Source organism: uncultured Pseudoteredinibacter sp. (genome assembly GCF_947502065.1).
Classification (GTDB): Bacteria; Pseudomonadota; Gammaproteobacteria; order Pseudomonadales; family Cellvibrionaceae; genus Pseudoteredinibacter.
The window spans coordinates 70,509-86,908 of sequence record NZ_CANMYE010000012.1; the positions used below are offsets into that span (position 1 = coordinate 70,509).

20 protein-coding genes are annotated in these 16,400 nt (G+C 45.0%); 17 read left to right on the plus strand and 3 right to left on the minus strand.

Annotated elements, in window-relative coordinates; translation table 11 throughout:
* The 17 genes from Q1A41_RS18775 to Q1A41_RS18855 all read left to right on the plus strand — a co-directional run bounded on the left by Q1A41_RS18775 (position 1) and on the right by Q1A41_RS18855 (position 13,928).
* Positions 1–753 carry a lysophospholipid acyltransferase family protein gene (locus Q1A41_RS18775; protein ID WP_299982206.1) on the plus strand — a complete coding sequence of 251 codons (753 nt, stop codon included), beginning with the start codon at positions 1–3 and terminating at the stop codon, positions 751–753.
* Position 754: 1 nt separating this feature from the next.
* On the plus strand, positions 755–1,012 hold the full coding sequence (locus Q1A41_RS18780; RefSeq protein ID WP_299982209.1) for a phosphopantetheine-binding protein: 258 nt from the start codon (positions 755–757) through the stop codon (positions 1,010–1,012).
* Positions 1,013–1,021: 9 nt separating this feature from the next.
* On the plus strand, positions 1,022–1,276 hold the full coding sequence (locus Q1A41_RS18785; RefSeq protein WP_299982212.1) for an acyl carrier protein: 255 nt from the start codon (positions 1,022–1,024) through the stop codon (positions 1,274–1,276).
* Positions 1,277–1,364: 88 nt separating this feature from the next.
* Positions 1,365–1,835, plus strand: coding sequence for a hypothetical protein (locus Q1A41_RS18790; RefSeq protein WP_299982215.1), 471 nt, complete (start codon positions 1,365–1,367; stop codon positions 1,833–1,835).
* A complete protein-coding gene (locus tag Q1A41_RS18795) occupies positions 1,832–3,184 on the plus strand; it encodes an AMP-binding protein (protein ID WP_299982218.1) in 1,353 nt (450 codons plus the stop codon). Before Q1A41_RS18790 ends, Q1A41_RS18795 begins: the two co-directional genes overlap by 4 nt.
* The gene (locus tag Q1A41_RS18800) at positions 3,181–3,567 is read left to right on the plus strand and encodes a hypothetical protein (protein WP_299982220.1); all 387 of its coding nucleotides are present in this window, start codon (positions 3,181–3,183) and stop codon (positions 3,565–3,567) included. Before Q1A41_RS18795 ends, Q1A41_RS18800 begins: the two co-directional genes overlap by 4 nt.
* Positions 3,560–4,312, plus strand: coding sequence for a glycosyltransferase (locus Q1A41_RS18805; RefSeq protein ID WP_299982223.1), 753 nt, complete (start codon positions 3,560–3,562; stop codon positions 4,310–4,312). The genes Q1A41_RS18800 and Q1A41_RS18805 overlap by 8 nt, the downstream gene beginning before the upstream one ends.
* 52 nt (positions 4,313–4,364) lie before the next feature.
* A complete protein-coding gene (locus Q1A41_RS18810; protein WP_299982226.1) occupies positions 4,365–5,264 on the plus strand; it encodes a hypothetical protein in 900 nt (299 codons plus the stop codon).
* 2 nt (positions 5,265–5,266) lie between these two features.
* Entirely contained in the window at positions 5,267–5,689 is a 423-nt protein-coding gene (locus Q1A41_RS18815) for an acyl-CoA thioesterase (protein WP_299982229.1), read from the plus strand.
* Entirely contained in the window at positions 5,686–6,258 is a 573-nt protein-coding gene (locus tag Q1A41_RS18820; RefSeq protein ID WP_299982231.1) for a hypothetical protein, read from the plus strand. Before Q1A41_RS18815 ends, Q1A41_RS18820 begins: the two co-directional genes overlap by 4 nt.
* Positions 6,259–6,613: 355 nt before the next feature.
* Complete coding sequence (locus Q1A41_RS18825; RefSeq protein WP_299982234.1) at positions 6,614–8,560, plus strand: MMPL family transporter; 1,947 nt, start codon at positions 6,614–6,616, stop codon at positions 8,558–8,560.
* Positions 8,557–9,795 carry an NAD(P)/FAD-dependent oxidoreductase gene (locus tag Q1A41_RS18830; RefSeq protein ID WP_299982237.1) on the plus strand — a complete coding sequence of 413 codons (1,239 nt, stop codon included), beginning with the start codon at positions 8,557–8,559 and terminating at the stop codon, positions 9,793–9,795. Before Q1A41_RS18825 ends, Q1A41_RS18830 begins: the two co-directional genes overlap by 4 nt.
* On the plus strand, positions 9,761–10,333 hold the full coding sequence (locus Q1A41_RS18835) for a DUF3261 domain-containing protein (RefSeq protein ID WP_299982240.1): 573 nt from the start codon (positions 9,761–9,763) through the stop codon (positions 10,331–10,333). The genes Q1A41_RS18830 and Q1A41_RS18835 overlap by 35 nt, the downstream gene beginning before the upstream one ends.
* Positions 10,330–11,511 carry a beta-ketoacyl-[acyl-carrier-protein] synthase family protein gene (locus Q1A41_RS18840; RefSeq protein WP_299982243.1) on the plus strand — a complete coding sequence of 394 codons (1,182 nt, stop codon included), beginning with the start codon at positions 10,330–10,332 and terminating at the stop codon, positions 11,509–11,511. Before Q1A41_RS18835 ends, Q1A41_RS18840 begins: the two co-directional genes overlap by 4 nt.
* Before the next feature lie 55 nt (positions 11,512–11,566).
* On the plus strand, positions 11,567–11,983 hold the full coding sequence (locus Q1A41_RS18845) for a thioester dehydrase (protein ID WP_299982246.1): 417 nt from the start codon (positions 11,567–11,569) through the stop codon (positions 11,981–11,983).
* Positions 11,980–12,705 carry a 3-ketoacyl-ACP reductase FabG2 gene (locus Q1A41_RS18850; RefSeq protein WP_299982249.1) on the plus strand — a complete coding sequence of 242 codons (726 nt, stop codon included), beginning with the start codon at positions 11,980–11,982 and terminating at the stop codon, positions 12,703–12,705. Before Q1A41_RS18845 ends, Q1A41_RS18850 begins: the two co-directional genes overlap by 4 nt.
* Entirely contained in the window at positions 12,705–13,928 is a 1,224-nt protein-coding gene (locus Q1A41_RS18855) for a beta-ketoacyl-ACP synthase (protein ID WP_299982252.1), read from the plus strand. Before Q1A41_RS18850 ends, Q1A41_RS18855 begins: the two co-directional genes overlap by 1 nt.
* 54 nt (positions 13,929–13,982) lie before the next feature.
* Here Q1A41_RS18855 and Q1A41_RS18860 read toward each other — a convergent pair whose 3' ends face one another.
* The 3 genes from Q1A41_RS18860 to Q1A41_RS18870 form a co-directional block, all read right to left on the minus strand.
* The gene (locus Q1A41_RS18860; RefSeq protein ID WP_299982255.1) at positions 13,983–14,426 is read right to left on the minus strand and encodes a hypothetical protein; all 444 of its coding nucleotides are present in this window, start codon (positions 14,424–14,426) and stop codon (positions 13,983–13,985) included.
* Positions 14,427–14,602: 176 nt separating this feature from the next.
* A complete protein-coding gene (locus Q1A41_RS18865) occupies positions 14,603–15,409 on the minus strand; it encodes a CsgG/HfaB family protein (protein WP_299982258.1) in 807 nt (268 codons plus the stop codon).
* Positions 15,410–15,641: 232 nt separating this feature from the next.
* Positions 15,642–16,400: EF-Tu/IF-2/RF-3 family GTPase (locus tag Q1A41_RS18870; RefSeq protein ID WP_299982261.1), on the minus strand; the 759-nt coding region annotated here is incomplete at its 5' end.

The following is a 16,400-nucleotide window of genomic DNA, read 5'->3' on the forward strand; positions in this document are numbered from 1 at the left end:
ATGAACCAAATAAACTATTGCTGGCGACTAATAGCTACCGCCATAAGCTTTTTTTGCTTTGGCTTAGGCGGTCTTTTAATGCCACTTGCTGTCTTGCCTGTGAAACTCTTCACAAAAGACCCACAAAAACTGGAAGTACGCATCAAATGGATGATCCACAAATCATTTTACTTGTTTATGCATCTAATGAAAGGGCTAGGAGTTTGCACATTTGAAGTCGAAGGAGGTGAAAAGCTTAATCGCGAAGGGCTTCTAATTCTGGCAAACCACCCGACCCTCATCGATGTTGTATTTCTAATTTCCCTGATCCCCAATGCTGACTGTGTTGTCAAATCAAGCCTCCTTAAGAACCCCTTTACCAAAGGCCCCATCAGCGCCGGCCGATATATTGCAAACGACCATGCCGAAGACACTATTCTAGCGGCCAAGCACTCCCTCGCTAGAGGCAATTCTCTAATAGTTTTTCCTGAAGGAACACGCACGCAACCCGGGAAACCTCTCAAGTTGCAACGCGGTGCGGCCAATATAGCTATTCGCACAGCTAACAATATTACGCCCGTTATCATAAAATGCACCCCCTCAACTCTGACGAAGCAGGAGCGCTGGTACAATATCCCGCACCGTCGCTTCCACATAAGCATTAGTGTTAGAGATGATATTGCTGTTACTTCATATCTGGATCGCGCACCCTCCGTAGCAGCGAGGGAACTAAGCAAAAGCCTTACAGATTACTTTGAAAAGGAGAGTAAGTGAGATGAGTAATCTCGAACAAGAAATCAAACAGCTCATAATAGACAGCTTAGACCTAGAAGACTTGAGCTGTGAGGAAATTGACAGCAATGAACCATTATTTGTAGATGGGCTGGGCCTAGATTCAATTGATGCTCTTGAGCTTGGGCTAGCCATTCAAAAAGAATATGGCGTAAAGCTTGACTCTGACTCAGAAGAAAACAGAAAGCACTTCGCCAATGTAAAATCTCTTGCAGCCTTAATTGCGCAGCATCGCCCATAAGGAGGAGATATGAGCAGTTACAGTGAGGAACAAATCAGCCAGAAAGTGAGCGATGTTATTTGCGAGCTATTCGAGCTGGATGCTGACGAAGTTACCCCCCAAGCAAACCTCTATGAAGATCTAGATATCGACAGCATTGATGCTGTCGATCTTGTAGTAGAGTTAAAAAAATGGAGTGGCAAGAAAATACAACCAGAAGATTTTAAAAACGTTCGCACCGTTGAAGATGTTATCCAAGCGGTAATAGAGTTAATGCAAGAATAAGAGCTTGAGCATATTGAATAAGCTGCTGCTAGTTATTCTGAGTATTAGCTACCCTGTCTTGGTGTTTTACGGGCTCCAAGAGTTCGGTATGCGCTCGTTAATATTTTTAGTGCTGTTTTTAGGCGCCCTACACTCTTTTAATTTTTATCGCGGAGATAAAAAAAGCCTAATCTGGGTTATCGCCTGCCTAGCCATAGCAGTATTCTCTTGGTTTAACGATAGCAGTATTGGGCTTAAGTTTTATCCCGTTATCGTCAACCTTGGAATGCTAGCCTTATTCTCTTGGAGTTTGTTCAATCCGCCACCAATTATCGAAAGGCTTGCTAGGCTTACAGAGCCCGAACTGCCTGAGCATGCGATACGCTATACTCGCGCAGTCACTATCGTTTGGGTAGCTTTTTTTGCTCTCAACTCTCTGATTGCAGGCTCTCTTGCCTTATTTGCAAGCGACAAGTTGTGGGCTCTATATAACGGGGGGATAGCCTATTTAATTATTGGCTTGATATTCGCTGCTGAGCGACTCTATCGCAACTACTATCGATCAAAGCACGAAAAATGATTACGCCTCTTAAGCTCGAAGAAATTTTAACAAGCTCCAGAGAAGAATGTGAGATAGTAGCCTCACAAGGCTCCAAAAAATTTCTTTGGGGTGATTTCACTCACAACTGCAGGCACTATATTCAGCACTTCAATGAGCTTCCAAGGGGAGCTTGGGCCCTGCACAACAGTGACGCCTATGAATTTGCATGCCAATTAATTGCCATGTGGCAACTTGGAAATACCGTTTATTTGGCAGCCGACACCCAAGCAGTCAGCGTACAAAGACTAGAGAAAAAAGTAGTAGGCTTTATTGGAGATTTTCCCAAACACAATAACTTATCGACAATTAAGCAAAATCCAGTTCAAAGCGCCAAGCCGCTAAACCGCCAAGACATTGCGATGGTAATATTCACATCTGGCAGCAGCGGAGAACCCAGTGAAGTGGCTATACGCCTAGGGCAATTAGAAACTGAAGCCGCGGCTCTTGAAACGCAATTTGGCCACTTGGTTCAGGGTTGCAGCTTCGCCAGCACCGTGAGCCACCAACACCTTTACGGGTTAACATTTTCCCTATTGTGGCCCTTACTTTACAAGAGGGAATTCCCCTGTCAGCGTGTTCATTACCTAGATGAGCTACCCTCAGTTTTTGAACACAACAAAAAAACTATTTTAGTTAGCACCCCCAGCCATTTGAGCAGACTTCCACCTAATGTTGATAAAAATAGCATTCACCGCTCTAGTCAGATTGTAATATCCTCCACTGCAGCGCTTTCGGCCCAGGACAGCGCAACTGCAAGAGATTACTTCCAAGCGGAAATCATAGAGATATATGGCAGCTCAGAAACCGGAGCCATAGCCTGGAGAAATCAAGCGAAACAGGCCTTGTGGACACCTCTCCCAGGGGTCAAGATATCAAATGACGACGAACAGTTTAAAATAAAAAGCCCCCATAGCTTTGAAGCCGATTGGCAAAGTGTCAATGATAGAATCGAACTGGCCGAAGCAAACAAATTTAAATTAATTGGAAGAAGCGATAGAGTAGCTAAGGTAGAGGGGATTCGAGTTTCTTTAAATGCCATTGAGTCACGGATCTGCGAACTGGATAGCATAACTCGCGCAAAGGTTATTAGCATTAACTCTACCGGGGGACTCGGAGCAGCAATTGAAATCAAACCCTCTGTCATACTGAATAGCCAGTCAAGAAGGGCCTTAGCAGAGCAAATTAAGAAACACCTACTTAAAGAGTTTGTTCTGCCTGTCATCCCCAAAAAATGGCGCTTTATGGAGCGCCTTCCTGAAGACAAGCAAGGTAAAGTACGTATCAGCGACCTAGAGTCGCTTTTCCCTCGAAAGGAATCAAAGCAATGAAGAAACTCTTCCCCGAGGCTTTATTAAGCGAAACAGACCCCGAATGCATTAACCTGCAATTGAATATAGATCCAGAGATTGTGTATTTTGATGGGCATTTTCCAGAGCAGGCGATACTTCCGGGAGTAACTCAGATATTTTGGGCCGAACACTTCGCAAGAATATACCTAAGCACGGTAATGCCACCAGAAGAGCGATTCTCACACCTAGAAGCCGTTAAGTTTCAGCAGGTTATTCGCCCGAATGAAAAAATCCAGTTACAGCTCGAGTTCAAGAAAGACAAGCAAAAGCTGTACTTCAAGTACTTTGACGAAGAGCATCAATTCTCATCCGGGCGCATGGTTTACACCCAACCTTCTCACGATGGTACTGCTCATGTTTAAGCCCTGCGCAGTAATACCTGTTTACAACCATCCTGCTACTATTAACAACACGACCAAGCTAGTTTTGAAGCAGGGCCTGGACGTGATACTTATCGATGACGGATCGGAACAGAGCTGCGCTACTGTTTTAGAGGAAATTTCCCAGGCACACCAAGGAGTTCACCTCGTCAGACTCAAGCAAAATCTCGGCAAGGGAGGTGCGGTTAAAGCAGGTCTACGCACGGCCTTTAAAGAGGGCTATAGCCACGCCTTGCAAATTGATGCCGACGGTCAGCACAATCATTTAGATATACCGATCTTTCTTAGGCAAGCCGAAAAAATGCCAAACATGCTAATTTCCGGGCTACCTAAGTATGACAGCTCCATACCCAAGTTACGCTATTACGCACGATACCTCACCCACATCTGGATATGGATCAACACCCTCTCGCTAGATATAAAAGATTCAATGTGCGGCTTTAGGGTGTACCCCTTAGCAAGATCAACGGCCTTATTGGAAAGCACAGAAATGGGGAACCGAATGGACTTCGACCCAGAGTTTATGGTGCGCTGGCACTGGGCTCACTCAGATATTGTCCATATTGAAACCGAGGTCCAATACCCACTAGATGGAATCTCGCACTTCCGTGGCCTTGAAGATAATTACCTGATCAGCGCGATGCATGCCAGACTGTTCTTTGGCCTACTTAGCCAACTGCCAAAGCGCGCCTTAAAACGCTTGAAAGGTAACAGCAACAATGGATAAGCAGCACTGGTCGGAATTACGAGAAGCTGGCGCCCTAAGCGGCATACGCTTTATGTTTTTTGTTTACAAACACTTGGGTCGATTACCTTTTAAACTGGTTCTCTATCCGGTAATTCTGTACTTTTTTATCCGACGAAAAGAGGCCCGCAAAGCCTCGCACGAATACCTAGAACGGCTTTCTAAAGCTGACAACAAAATCGGAGCAAGTAAGCTTCTGAGCTTTAGGCATTTCTTGGAATTTGGTGAGAGCCTGTTAGATAAATTAGCTGTATGGCAAGGTGACATCTCCTTAGACGATATACTTTTTCACCCCAGGGAAGAATTTTTGGACTGTTGCGCAAAAGGTAGAGGGGGAGTTTTGATAGGTTCGCATCTAGGCAACTTGGAAATTTGTCGAGCACTATCCCTTCAACAAAAAAATACTCGCATCAATGTGCTGATGCACACATCTCATGCAGAGAATTTCAATAAACTCCTCAAACAGCTAGGCAGCGAACAAATCAGTATCATCCAGGTGAACAACATCAACCCTGCAACTGCCATGATGCTCAAAGAAAAAGTTGAGCAAGGGGAGTTCATTGTGCTTACTGGTGACCGGACCCCGCCAACAGGAGAAAAAAATAGTGCCCCGGTTGAATTTCTAGGCAAACAAGCAGATTTCCCAAATGGTCCCCTTATACTTGCCTCACTGCTAAAATGCCCAGTCTTTACGATATTTTGCTTCCGCAGCCGAAATCCAAATTATCGTTACGAGATATTTCTAGATAAATTTTCAGAGCAGCTCACCTTAGCAAGAAAAGACCGGCATTCCGCTTTAAGCTTACACAGACAGCGCTTCGCTAATATCTTGGCCAGTTTCTGCTATAAGTTCCCATTGCAATGGTATAACTTTTACTCTCTTTGGCAGAGCGATAGAAATATTCCCAACGCCAATACTAGCGAGGATCAATAGCTGTGAATAAGCCAAATACCATCAGCATAGAAACCACCTTAGAAATACCTTTTCATGACGTTGATCTGATGGGCGTAAGCTGGCATGGACATTACGTAAAATACTTAGAAATAGCACGTTGCGAGTTACTGGATTCTATCGATTACAACTATATGCAAATGCAAGAATCAGGATATGCCTGGCCAGTGATAGATATGAGGCTACGCTACGCCAAACCAGCAAGATTCCAACAAAAAATAAAGATCACGGCCACCATAGTTGAGTGGGAGCATCGTCTAAAAATAAACTATGTTATTAGAGATCTTGACAGCGGAGAAAGACTTACCAAAGCTTATACCGTTCAAGTTGCGGTTGATATAAGTAATGGAGAAATGCTTTTCGCATCGCCAGCAGAGCTTGTTGACAGAGTGGAGGCTAACTTATGACAAAGACCAGAACCCTCCTACTTTTCCTCGGTACAATGCTATCAAGCATCGGCAGTTATGCCTTCGAAATGGACCCGAAGCTTGAGAGCCAGCTCTCCCAGATAGAGCTTTCAAACACAGGATTTTTTAAGCAAGAAAATAAACTGCAAGGTATACCCTTCCCCATTAAGTCCAGTGGACACTATGAGTTCTCGGCGGGCACATTGACGTGGAAAAATATAAGCCCTGTGAAAAGCTCTCTTATCCTTACCGCCGATTCTATCGAGCAATACGTTGCGGGTGAAAAGCGGCTCTCGGTAAGCGCAGAGGAACAACCTATTCTAAAAACCATTAACCAACTGTTTCTCACTCTCTTTGACAGAGACTGGAGTGAGCTGTCCGAGAGTTTTAAGCTAAAGCTTACAGGCAGCGAAAAGACTTGGGAGCTAAAACTGACTCCCAAACAAGAAGCGCTAGAAGTTGCCATAGAATCAGCCACTGTATTTGGCGACACCAAAATAAGACGCTTTGAATTCACAAAAAGTAATAAAGATCAGACAGTAATTTGGTTTACCGATGAAGCTAAGTAATGTGCAAAATCTACTTTTTGGATTCTGGCTACTCATTATTAGCATCAGTATTGGCGTGATAGTTAGCACATTGCCAAAAGCAAACCGCTTTGAAAGTAACATCTTAAAACTGCTGCCCCACAGCGACGAAAACGCTACCATTCAAGCGGCTGAGTCAAAGTTAAACCAACTTTTTTCGAGGCGAGCTTTACTCATTATTCCGGAAACTCACGGCAAAAATCATGCTATTGAAAGCGCAAAATTAATTGAAAGCAAGCTTAATGATAGCGGCCTTTTTTCAAGCGCCATAACGGGCCCGAGCCGAGAATCTGTACAGGCAAATACTAGCTTCTACAAACCGTACCGCTATAGCTTATTGAGCCCACAAGACGAAGACGCCCTCAAGTTAGACCATAAATCGTTTATCGATGAGGCCATCATCCAAAGGAATAGCTTATTCAGCCTCTCTCAGAATACGAATATCCTAGAGGATCCGGGTCTCACCTATCAACACTGGCTTTCACAGCTTACAGCGAGCTCCCAATTAAAATTGGATAAATATGGTTTTTTTGCCCAATCAAAAAAAGATATATACAGAGTTGTTTTTCTACAGCTAACAGGCTCACCATTTGAGCAAAGCTATCAATCAAAAGTCATTACAGCCATTCAAAACGCGCAGCAAACCGCCCAAATTAGCAATCCGAACCTTAAGGTTTTTCATTCTGGTCTGTTATTTCATGCACAGCATGCTAGCAATCAGGCCAAAAGAGAAATTAGCACAATCGGCCTTGGATCAACTTTAGGGGCTATCATATTACTGCTGTTTGCATTTCGATCAGCAAAACCAATTTTATTAAGCCTAAGCGCTATAGCATTCGGCTTTGTAGGTGCCTTAGCTATATGCCTATTAGCTTTTCAAGAAATTCACCTCATAACCTTAGCTTTCGGTGCGAGCTTAATTGGAGTTTCTATAGATTATTCATTTCACTTTTTTAGCAGTCAGCAAAGCGACCCACAAAAGATCCTAAAGCGAATAGGTCCCGCTCTGGCATTAGCCTTAACCTCTTCAGTAATGGCGTATTTATCGCTGACCATCACCCCATTTCCGGGCCTAAAACAAATGGGGCTATTCTCCGCCGCAGGCTTGTCGATATCTTGCTTAACCGTATTAGCAGTATTTCCTTTTTTTTCCCCAATACCGCAGAGAACAACAGCTAAAATTTTCAACTTTATTCAGAGTACTAAAAGGCCCAATGTCTATCTTATTTTAATTGCATCTGTAATATTGCTAGCACTAAGCGGAAGTAACAAACCTTGGAAGTTCCAAGATGACATACGATTACTTAACAACTCCCCCGATGAGCTCCTTAAAAACGAGAAACTCAGCCAGACATTACTTGGCGGATTCGATAGCAGTAGATATCTACTAATCACAGGAGACGGATGGCAATCGATCCTGCAAACCCAAGAAGAACTTGAACAAGATATCATCCAATTGAAAGAAAATAGGGCGTTGGGTGGTATTCAATTGTTGAGCCAGTACATCCCCTCCATAGAAAAACAAAAAGAATCCCAAAAAATTCTAGCCCAGCACGTTTTTAATGAAGAATCACTTAGCTATTATTATGGGAAATTAGGTCTCCCAAAGAGCGCCGCTACACACAGCCTTGACCTATATAAACAAGCTGCAGCTAATCAACTCAACTGGCTTTCATGGTCAAACTCACCAATAGCCGAACTGGCCGATCACCTCTGGGTAGAAACCCCTAACAAAGATAAAGCGGCTATTGCAGCGCTCAAGCCACCTATTGATGCAGAGGCCCTCTCTGCGCTGAACTCCGAGAAAGTTCAATATGTAGACAAACTGTCGAACATCTCTCATATATTAAGGCAGTATCGCCTCGAGATTATGCTGCTTCTCGCCCTAAGCTATGGCGCTGCATTATTTATTTTATCCCTCCGATTTAAGCAGCAAGCCTTGTTTATAATCTTAGTTCCATTAATGTCAACGCTTTGCGCATTTTCATTAATGTCACTAATGGGCATACCGCTAAATATCTTTAGCGTTTTAGCAAGCCTACTGATATTAGGCATTGGGCTAGACATGGGAATTGTACTAAGAGAAGAAGCCTATAGCTGTCACGCTTGGCAAACAATAAGCCTATCAGCATGTACCACATTATTAGCATTTGGGCTTCTTAGCCTAAGTGAAACTCCAGTGCTTTATCACTTTGGGCTAACTATTTTACTCGGAATAACTTTTAACTGGCTTTTCAGTTGGTCTCTATCAAACAGTCAGCACAGCAGAGAATGTACGTCATGAAACATATGAACCGCCTGGAAGCGGATGTAATTATAATAGGCGCAGGCCCTTCAGGAGCAATCGCAGCAGCGCAGCTTTGCAAGAGGGGGCATAAAGTCGCGGTACTTGAAAAACAACACTTTCCTCGATTCTCCATCGGTGAAAGCCTGCTACCACAATGCATGTCATTTATTGAGTCCAGCGGAATGCTAGCAGCTGTCGAAGAGGCAGGATTTCAGTTTAAGAATGGAGCTGCATTTCGCCTTGGAAATCAATATACCGAGTTTGAATTTACCGAGAAATTCACTCCCGGCTGGGGCACAACGTTTCAAGTTCAGCGAGGGGAGTTCGACCACATCCTAGCTCAGCAAGCAGAAAAAGCCGGCGCTGATATTTATTATGGCCATGAAATTACAGCCGTTAAACCTGGATCCGATCCAACGCTAACAGTACTTACCGAAGAAGGTGCCCAATACACTGCAAGCGCTAAATTCATTTTGGATGCCAGCGGATTTGGCCGAGTACTGCCTCGTCTGTTAGATTTGGAAACCCCATCTAGTTTTCCTGTGCGCAAGGCAATATTTACCCACATTGAAGATAATATTCAAACCGGGCTTGAGAGAAACAAGATCTTAATTACAGTACACCCCAAATACAAAGATGTTTGGTACTGGTTAATCCCTTTCTCAAATGGCCGAAGCTCAATAGGGGTGGTCGCTACGCCTGAATTTCTCGACCCACTACCAGGCACAAGTACGGAGAAACTAAAACAGTTATGCAATGAAGACCCAGCTTTGAAAGAGCTATTACAATCCTGTCACTGGGATACTAAAGTCCAAGAAATCTGCGGTTATTCCTGTGATGTAAAATCACTTTGGGGTGAGGGCTTCGCCTTACTTGGTAATGCTGGAGAATTTCTGGATCCCGTTTTCTCATCCGGGGTTACCATTGCTATGAAATCGGCGAGCCTAGCAGTTCCAGTCTTGGATAAGCAGTTGCGCGGGGAAGCTGTTTGCTGGGAAAATGAATATTCAGTGCCCCTGAAACAAGGAGTAAACACTTTCAGGACTTTCGTCGAAGCCTGGTACGATGGCCGCTTTCAAGATGTTATTTTTTCCAAAAACCAGTCGAAGCCTATTCGAGACATGATAAGTTCGATACTTGCCGGCTATGCCTGGGATCTAAAAAACCCTTATGTGAAAGACAGCGAGAGGCGCTTAAATGTTTTGGTGGAAACCTGCAGGCAAGCTATTTAGCCTTGTCACAACCCTAAGCCTAATCGCTTGCACCCATGTCTCCTTGCAGCCAAAAGTTAAGCTCCCACTTTTGCCGGCAGATAGTTGGGACTCTAGATTCCAACTGAATCAGTCGATAATCATTAGTGGTCAAGATAGCGCTCTATTACTTGCTTTAGTTAAGCAAGGTGACAGCCTAGAAATCACTATCCTAAGTAATTTAGGTCAAAGGCTAGTTCAGTTGAGACATGATGGCGACGGCATTCAAATGAATAAACACTGGCCAAATATCACGCTCCCCGCTGAAGCCATTATTAGGCAGCTACAAGCCTCACTTTGGCCCATTGACATTTTGAATCAAACCTATACTAAAGAGTGGTCGATAACAGACTCGCTATGCCAAAGGAACATAACTTATCGCCAAGAATTAGTTCTTACGGTAAATTATTGCGCTCACGCTGAAGGCAGCACATCACAGCGGCTACTTGGCGCAAGAATTGATGACCACAGAAGCGGCTTTTCCATAAACATTAAGACTCACGAATTGGCACCATTATGAATGAGCAGACAGGCTACCTTTCAAAACCCGGTATGGTTTGTGCGCTTGGAGCGAATAGAGAAGAGATTGCTCAGCAGTTGTTTTCCGACACTCCAAAAGCACTGGGGATAGAGGCTGAGTCCTATGGCGCTAAACACACCCCCACTGGCCGAGTGCTCACAGAGCTACCCAATATTGAGCAACTACCTGCAGTGCATCGCAGCCGGAACAACCAGCTATTACTGAGTGCTGCCCATCAAATTCAACAGGACTTAAACCAAGCCATCAATTGTTACGGAAAATCTAGAATTGCGGTAGTTATTGGCACAAGTACGTCTGGTATTGCCGAAGCTGAGGAGGCTATTTCTCTAAAACAGAAAAAAGGGGAATGGCCAAACTCATTTGACTATAAGCAACAGGAAATTGGCGCACCCGCCCAATTTCTTTCCGAGCATTTCGAGCTAGGCGGCCCTAGCTACACTATTTCTACGGCCTGCTCCTCCGGAGCAAAGGCGCTGGCAAGCGCTAAGCGACTCCTCAACGCTCATTTGTGCGATGCAGTAATTTGTGGAGGCGCCGACAGCCTTTGCGAGCTGACGCAACAGGGGTTTGCATCCTTAGGCGCTATAAGCAGTCAAGTTTGCCAACCTTTCAGCCAAAACCGCAATGGTATCAATATTGGTGAAGGGGCCTGTTTATTTTTAATGAGTCGAGACCCAAGCTTGATCGCGCTAACGGGTGTTGGAGAAAGCTCAGATGCTCATCATATTTCCGCCCCTCATCCTGAAGGCAACGGAGCTGAGGAAGCAATGCAACAAGCACTACAGGATGCTGGCATAAGCGCTGCAGAGGTTGATTATCTAAATCTCCACGGTACGGGGACGATACAAAATGATAAGATGGAGAGCTTAGCTACCGCCCGAGTCATCGGCGATCAATGCCCATGTAGCTCAACCAAAGCACTAACAGGGCACACTTTGGGCGCTGCAGGTGCTCTCGAAGCTGGCTTTTGCTACTTAAGCCTCGAGCAGAATATGCTTCCAGCTCAGCTGGGCGACCATCAATGGGACCCCAACCTGCCCCCATTAAATTGGCTAAAATCAGTAGAGAGAGGCGGCCAAATTAATACAGTGATGAGCAACTCCTTTGCTTTTGGCGGAAATAATATCAGCTTGGTTTTATCAAAACCCTTGAGCTAAACGAACATAGACAAACATGTATACGATAGAACAACTAATCAGTCATAGGGGCGCAATGAGCCTACTTGACAAGGTAAGCTACGCGCAAGACAAACAATTGAGAGCCGTCGCCACCGTTAAAGCAGACAACCCCTTTTTAGTTGATGATCACCTGCCCATTTGGGTAGGCATTGAATACATGGCGCAAGCTGTTGCCGCCTACGCTGGTTTAGATGCACGAAATAAAGGCGAGGAAGTAAAATTAGGATTTTTAGTCGGCACCCGAAAATACAAAAGCCATGGAAGTAAGCTTGCCATTGGCAGCAAGATTAAAATCAATATTGAAGAATCGCTGTGGGGTGAAAATGGTTTAGGTGCCTTCCAATGCGAGCTCCAAGGAGAAGCACCTTGCGGCCGTATGTGCACCGCACAAGCCAGCTTAAACGTCTACCAACCTAACAGCATAGAAGACATTTTAAAGGAGGGAATGTGAGTAACACAGTTCTCGTAACGGGATCTAGCCGCGGCATTGGCAAAGCCGTAGCCGTGATGGCCGCACAGCATGGATTTGATATTGTCCTTCACTGTCGCCGCAATGTTTGCGCTGCAAATGAAGTGGCCGAAAAAATTAGCGAAATGGGACGCAATGTCCGTGTACTAAATTTTGATATTGCAAATCGCGAAGAATGCCGAGAGTTGCTAGAGCAAGATGTTGAAACACACGGAGCTTACTATGGCGTAGTCTGTAATGCGGGCATTGCCAAAGACAACGCCTTCCCAGCTATGCCAGAGAACGAGTGGGATGAAGTAATTCACACCAACCTAGACTCATTTTACAACGTCTTGAATCCATTAATTATGCCGATGGTTCGACGACGAAAGCCCGGACGAATCGTTACCCTTTCCTCCGTTTCTGGCATATCTGGAAATCGCGGCCAAGTTAACTACAGCGCATCCAAAGCCGGCATCATAGGAGCTACTAAAGCACTAGCAATAGAGCTTGCCAAGCGCAAAATTACCGTTAACTGCGTAGCCCCAGGCCTCATAGAGACCGATATGGTCGATGATGCGCCACTTGAAGAAGCACTAAGGCTTATTCCTGCTCAACGTGTCGGGCAACCCGAAGAAGTAGCAGCCGCAGTGTGCTTTTTACTTTCAGATAGCGCCTCTTACATTACCCGACAGGTTATCTCGGTGAATGGAGGGATGGTCTAATGAGGCGAGTGGTAGTTACTGGCATGGCCGGTATTAGCCCGATAGGTAACGACTGGAGCACCGTTGCAAGCAATCTAAAGTCTGGTCACACCGGCATTCAAGTTATGGATGACTGGGAAAAATACAGCGGCCTAGAAACTCGCCTTGGCGGTCCATGCGATTTCAGCAGACCCAAACATTACAGCCGCAAAGACGTTCGAAGCATGGGGCGCGTTGCCATTATGGCCACAAGGGCAACAGAATTAGCTCTGGAAAACGCACAACTTCTCAATCACCCACGCATTGTAGATGGCAGCACCGGCATCGCTTATGGCTCCTCTGCCGGCACGCCCAGCGCCATGGGAGATTTTGGCAATATGCTGTTAAACCACAGTACAGATGGTTTAAATGCAACGAGCTATATCAAAATGATGGCCCACACCGCGGCGGTTAATATTGGAGTTTATTTCGGTGTAAAAGGAAGGATCATAACCACTTCCAGTGCCTGCACTTCAGGGAGCCAGGGCATTGGATATGCCTACGAAAGCATTAAATATGGGCAGCAAGATATCATGATAGCTGGTGGGGCTGAGGAGCTTTGCGCAACCGAAGCTGCGGTATTCGACACGCTTTATGCAACCAGTACTAAAAATGATTCCCCATCACGAACACCGTCCCCGTTTGATGCAAATCGTGATGGATTAGTTATTGGCGAAGGAGCCTGCACCCTAATTCTTGAAGAATATGAGCACGCCCAAGCCCGCGGCGCAAAGATTTTTGCAGAGGTAGTCGGCTTTGGAACCAACTCAGACGGAAATCATGTAACGCAGCCATCACCTGAAACCATGGCTAATGCAATGCAAAGAGCCCTACAAGATGGGAGTATAGCCAAGGAAGAAATTACTTATATTAGCGCACATGGCACCGCTACCGACCGAGGCGACATTGCCGAAAGCCACGCTACAGCTCAAGTATTTGGCTCGAATACAGCCATTAGCGCTTTCAAGAGCTTTACTGGCCATACATTAGGGGCCTGCGGGGCGCTCGAAGCCTGGGTATCCATAAACATGATGAATGAAGGCTGGGTACACCCAACTGCCAACCTTATCAATATCGACCCTGAATGCGCGCAGCTAGACTATGTTACCGATTCAATTCGCTCACTAGATTGCAATTGTATTATGAGCAATAACTTTGCTTTTGGTGGCATTAATACTTCCTTAATTTTTAAACGATTAAGCTGATAGCGCTTGCACAAATCTTATTGTTAGGTTTGTGCAAGCAAGGGCGCTTGAAAATTAAAAAACCACCTCAACTGTTTCGCCGCTAGAAACTTTGCACTCACCAATTCCACCATCTTCGATCCCCCAGCGAGCCGAAGCAAACTGAAATTGGCATTTCATATTCCGACCACGATCACCTAGCAATAGAGCTTTAGCAGAAGACGAGCGCTGAGTTGCATCACCCCAAACCCACATATCATCACGTGAAGACTCACCGATGCGAATTTCATCGCCCTCACTCACCTGTGAGGCTTGGATAAACTTACCTTCAAATCGCTCACCATTGGGCATGGTGAGCGATAACTTACCATCACTATCCATAAAACCTTGCTGGTATTCCATTCGCACGACTTCACCCCCACTAACACCCTCGATAACACCGGTAGATTCACAGGCGCTTAGAGTTAAGAGCGCCGCCGCAAGTAGAACAGGCTTATTAAATAAATTAGATTTGAACATTACTTTTCCTCCGAATAAAAATTGTATTCTGGAGGCGCGCCTTAAACTTTCACTTAACTCAAAATTAACGCTTTATTAATAGCCCCATTAAGCTCGGATCTAGAACTCCGTAACAGATAAAAATAACAGGCACAAAAAAGCCGGCATAATGCCGGCTTTTTTGTGCCTGTTGACTATTACTGACCAACTTTCAGCTTGCCGCCTTTACCCAAGCCACCTTTAACGGTTTGAGCCTTGTAGTTGCGCAAAGCTTTAACCATATTGTTGTAAGAATCTGCAAAAGATGCGGCGATAATCTTGCCTTCTGGGGTATTGGTAAAGCCACCAGCACCACCTACAGCACCGGCAAAAAAGCCGCCAAACAAATTAAAATCGTAGTTTTTGGCATTACCAACAGCTGCTGAAATTTGCACACCTGAGCGGTTATCAATCAATAATAGAGTGGTTGACGCCTCGTTCTTCTTTAAACCACCAGCAATCACACCTACTGTTGACCCCAAAACGCCACCAAGCAAGCCGCCCACACCACCAGTACCTTTGGCAGAGAACTGAATTGAAGGGTTCATGGTGTAATCAGCCGCAACCATTTGGCCTTTGCCAAAATTACTACCAGATCGCATTTCCCCAGAGTTCATTAACTCACGTTCAGTATTCATGGCCTGCATAGCTCGTCCACGCTCAACAACCACAAAGCAGTTTGATTGCTGAATCATTGTACGAATTACAGGAATAGTGCTTCCCAACTGAGGATAACGTGAGGCGTAAACATTCCACCATGGAAGAGTGCGATCCTCAAAAACCGACATGGTCCCGAGTGGCTCGGAGCAGCTTTCCAATGCTGTGTTTTTATTTTCAGCATTTGCACCACCTGCTGCGCCAGAAACAGTATTGCCCCCAGCATTACCCATGGTTGGCATGGTTCCATTACAAGCGGCCAAACTTAATGCCACCGCACTCATTGCAGCTGTCAGTAATTTTTTCATAATTCCTATTTATACCCCATAATTAGAAAGTTCTTGTGAAAGTGAGTCTAATTTAGCTTTTATTAAAAAACCATATAAATTAACTACTTTTAGTAATAAGCAGCGCTTTATTACGGTAAATTTAATGAGTTAAAAGTAGCTTATGTTAGAAACACTTCAATAACATTAAGTTACGGGCATAAAAAAACCGGGGCAAGCCCCGGTTTTTAGATTTTGAAAATCGAGTTAACGATTAATCAAGAATCTTAGATACAACGCCAGCGCCAACGGTACGGCCACCTTCACGAATCGCGAAGCGTAGACCTTCGTCCATGGCGATTGGGCAGATCAAGGTAACAGACATCTGAATGTTGTCACCTGGCATTACCATCTCAACGCCTTCTGGCAACTCACATGCACCCGTTACGTCAGTAGTACGGAAGTAAAACTGTGGACGATAGCCTTTAAAGAATGGAGTGTGACGACCACCTTCATCTTTAGACAGTACGTATACTTCACCTTCGAACTTAGTGTGCGGATTGATTGAGCCTGGAGCTGCCAATACCTGACCACGCTCAACTTCATCACGCTTAGTACCACGTAGTAGTACACCAACGTTCTCACCAGCACGACCTTCGTCTAGCAACTTACGGAACATCTCTACACCAGTACAAGTAGTGGTAGTAGTGTCCTTGATACCAACGATTTCGATTTCTTCACCAACTTTAACGATACCGCGCTCAACACGACCGGTTACAACAGTACCACGACCCTGAATTGAGAAAACATCTTCAATTGGAAGAATGAAAGCACCGTCAATAGCACGCTCTGGCTCAGGGATGTACTCGTCTAGAGTCTCAACCAACTTCTTAACAGCAGAAGTACCCAACTCGTTGTCGTCTTCGCCATTTAGAGCCATCAACGCAGAACCCGCGATGATTGGAGTGTCGTCGCCTGGGAACTCATAAGTTTCCAATAGCTCACGCAATTCCATCTCAACCAACTCTAGCAT

Excerpts from the sequence above, each read along its gene's own strand:
- Q1A41_RS18775 (WP_299982206.1), top strand. The coding sequence starts at position 1 with ATGAACCAAATAAACTATTGCTGGCGACTAATAGCTACCGCCATAAGC.
- Q1A41_RS18780 (WP_299982209.1), top strand. The coding sequence starts at position 755 with ATGAGTAATCTCGAACAAGAAATCAAACAGCTCATAATAGACAGCTTA.
- Q1A41_RS18785 (WP_299982212.1), top strand. The coding sequence starts at position 1,022 with ATGAGCAGTTACAGTGAGGAACAAATCAGCCAGAAAGTGAGCGATGTT.
- Q1A41_RS18790 (WP_299982215.1), top strand. The coding sequence starts at position 1,365 with ATGCGCTCGTTAATATTTTTAGTGCTGTTTTTAGGCGCCCTACACTCT.
- Q1A41_RS18795 (WP_299982218.1), top strand. The coding sequence starts at position 1,832 with ATGATTACGCCTCTTAAGCTCGAAGAAATTTTAACAAGCTCCAGAGAA.
- Q1A41_RS18800 (WP_299982220.1), top strand. The coding sequence starts at position 3,181 with ATGAAGAAACTCTTCCCCGAGGCTTTATTAAGCGAAACAGACCCCGAA.
- Q1A41_RS18805 (WP_299982223.1), top strand. The coding sequence starts at position 3,560 with ATGTTTAAGCCCTGCGCAGTAATACCTGTTTACAACCATCCTGCTACT.
- Q1A41_RS18810 (WP_299982226.1), top strand. The coding sequence starts at position 4,365 with ATGTTTTTTGTTTACAAACACTTGGGTCGATTACCTTTTAAACTGGTT.
- Q1A41_RS18820 (WP_299982231.1), top strand. The coding sequence starts at position 5,686 with ATGACAAAGACCAGAACCCTCCTACTTTTCCTCGGTACAATGCTATCA.
- Q1A41_RS18830 (WP_299982237.1), top strand. The coding sequence starts at position 8,557 with ATGAAACATATGAACCGCCTGGAAGCGGATGTAATTATAATAGGCGCA.
- Q1A41_RS18835 (WP_299982240.1), top strand. The coding sequence starts at position 9,761 with ATGTTTTGGTGGAAACCTGCAGGCAAGCTATTTAGCCTTGTCACAACC.
- Q1A41_RS18840 (WP_299982243.1), top strand. The coding sequence starts at position 10,330 with ATGAATGAGCAGACAGGCTACCTTTCAAAACCCGGTATGGTTTGTGCG.
- Q1A41_RS18845 (WP_299982246.1), top strand. The coding sequence starts at position 11,567 with ATGAGCCTACTTGACAAGGTAAGCTACGCGCAAGACAAACAATTGAGA.
- Q1A41_RS18855 (WP_299982252.1), top strand. The coding sequence starts at position 12,705 with ATGAGGCGAGTGGTAGTTACTGGCATGGCCGGTATTAGCCCGATAGGT.
- Q1A41_RS18860 (WP_299982255.1), bottom strand. The coding sequence starts at position 14,426 with ATGTTCAAATCTAATTTATTTAATAAGCCTGTTCTACTTGCGGCGGCG.
- Q1A41_RS18865 (WP_299982258.1), bottom strand. The coding sequence starts at position 15,409 with ATGAAAAAATTACTGACAGCTGCAATGAGTGCGGTGGCATTAAGTTTG.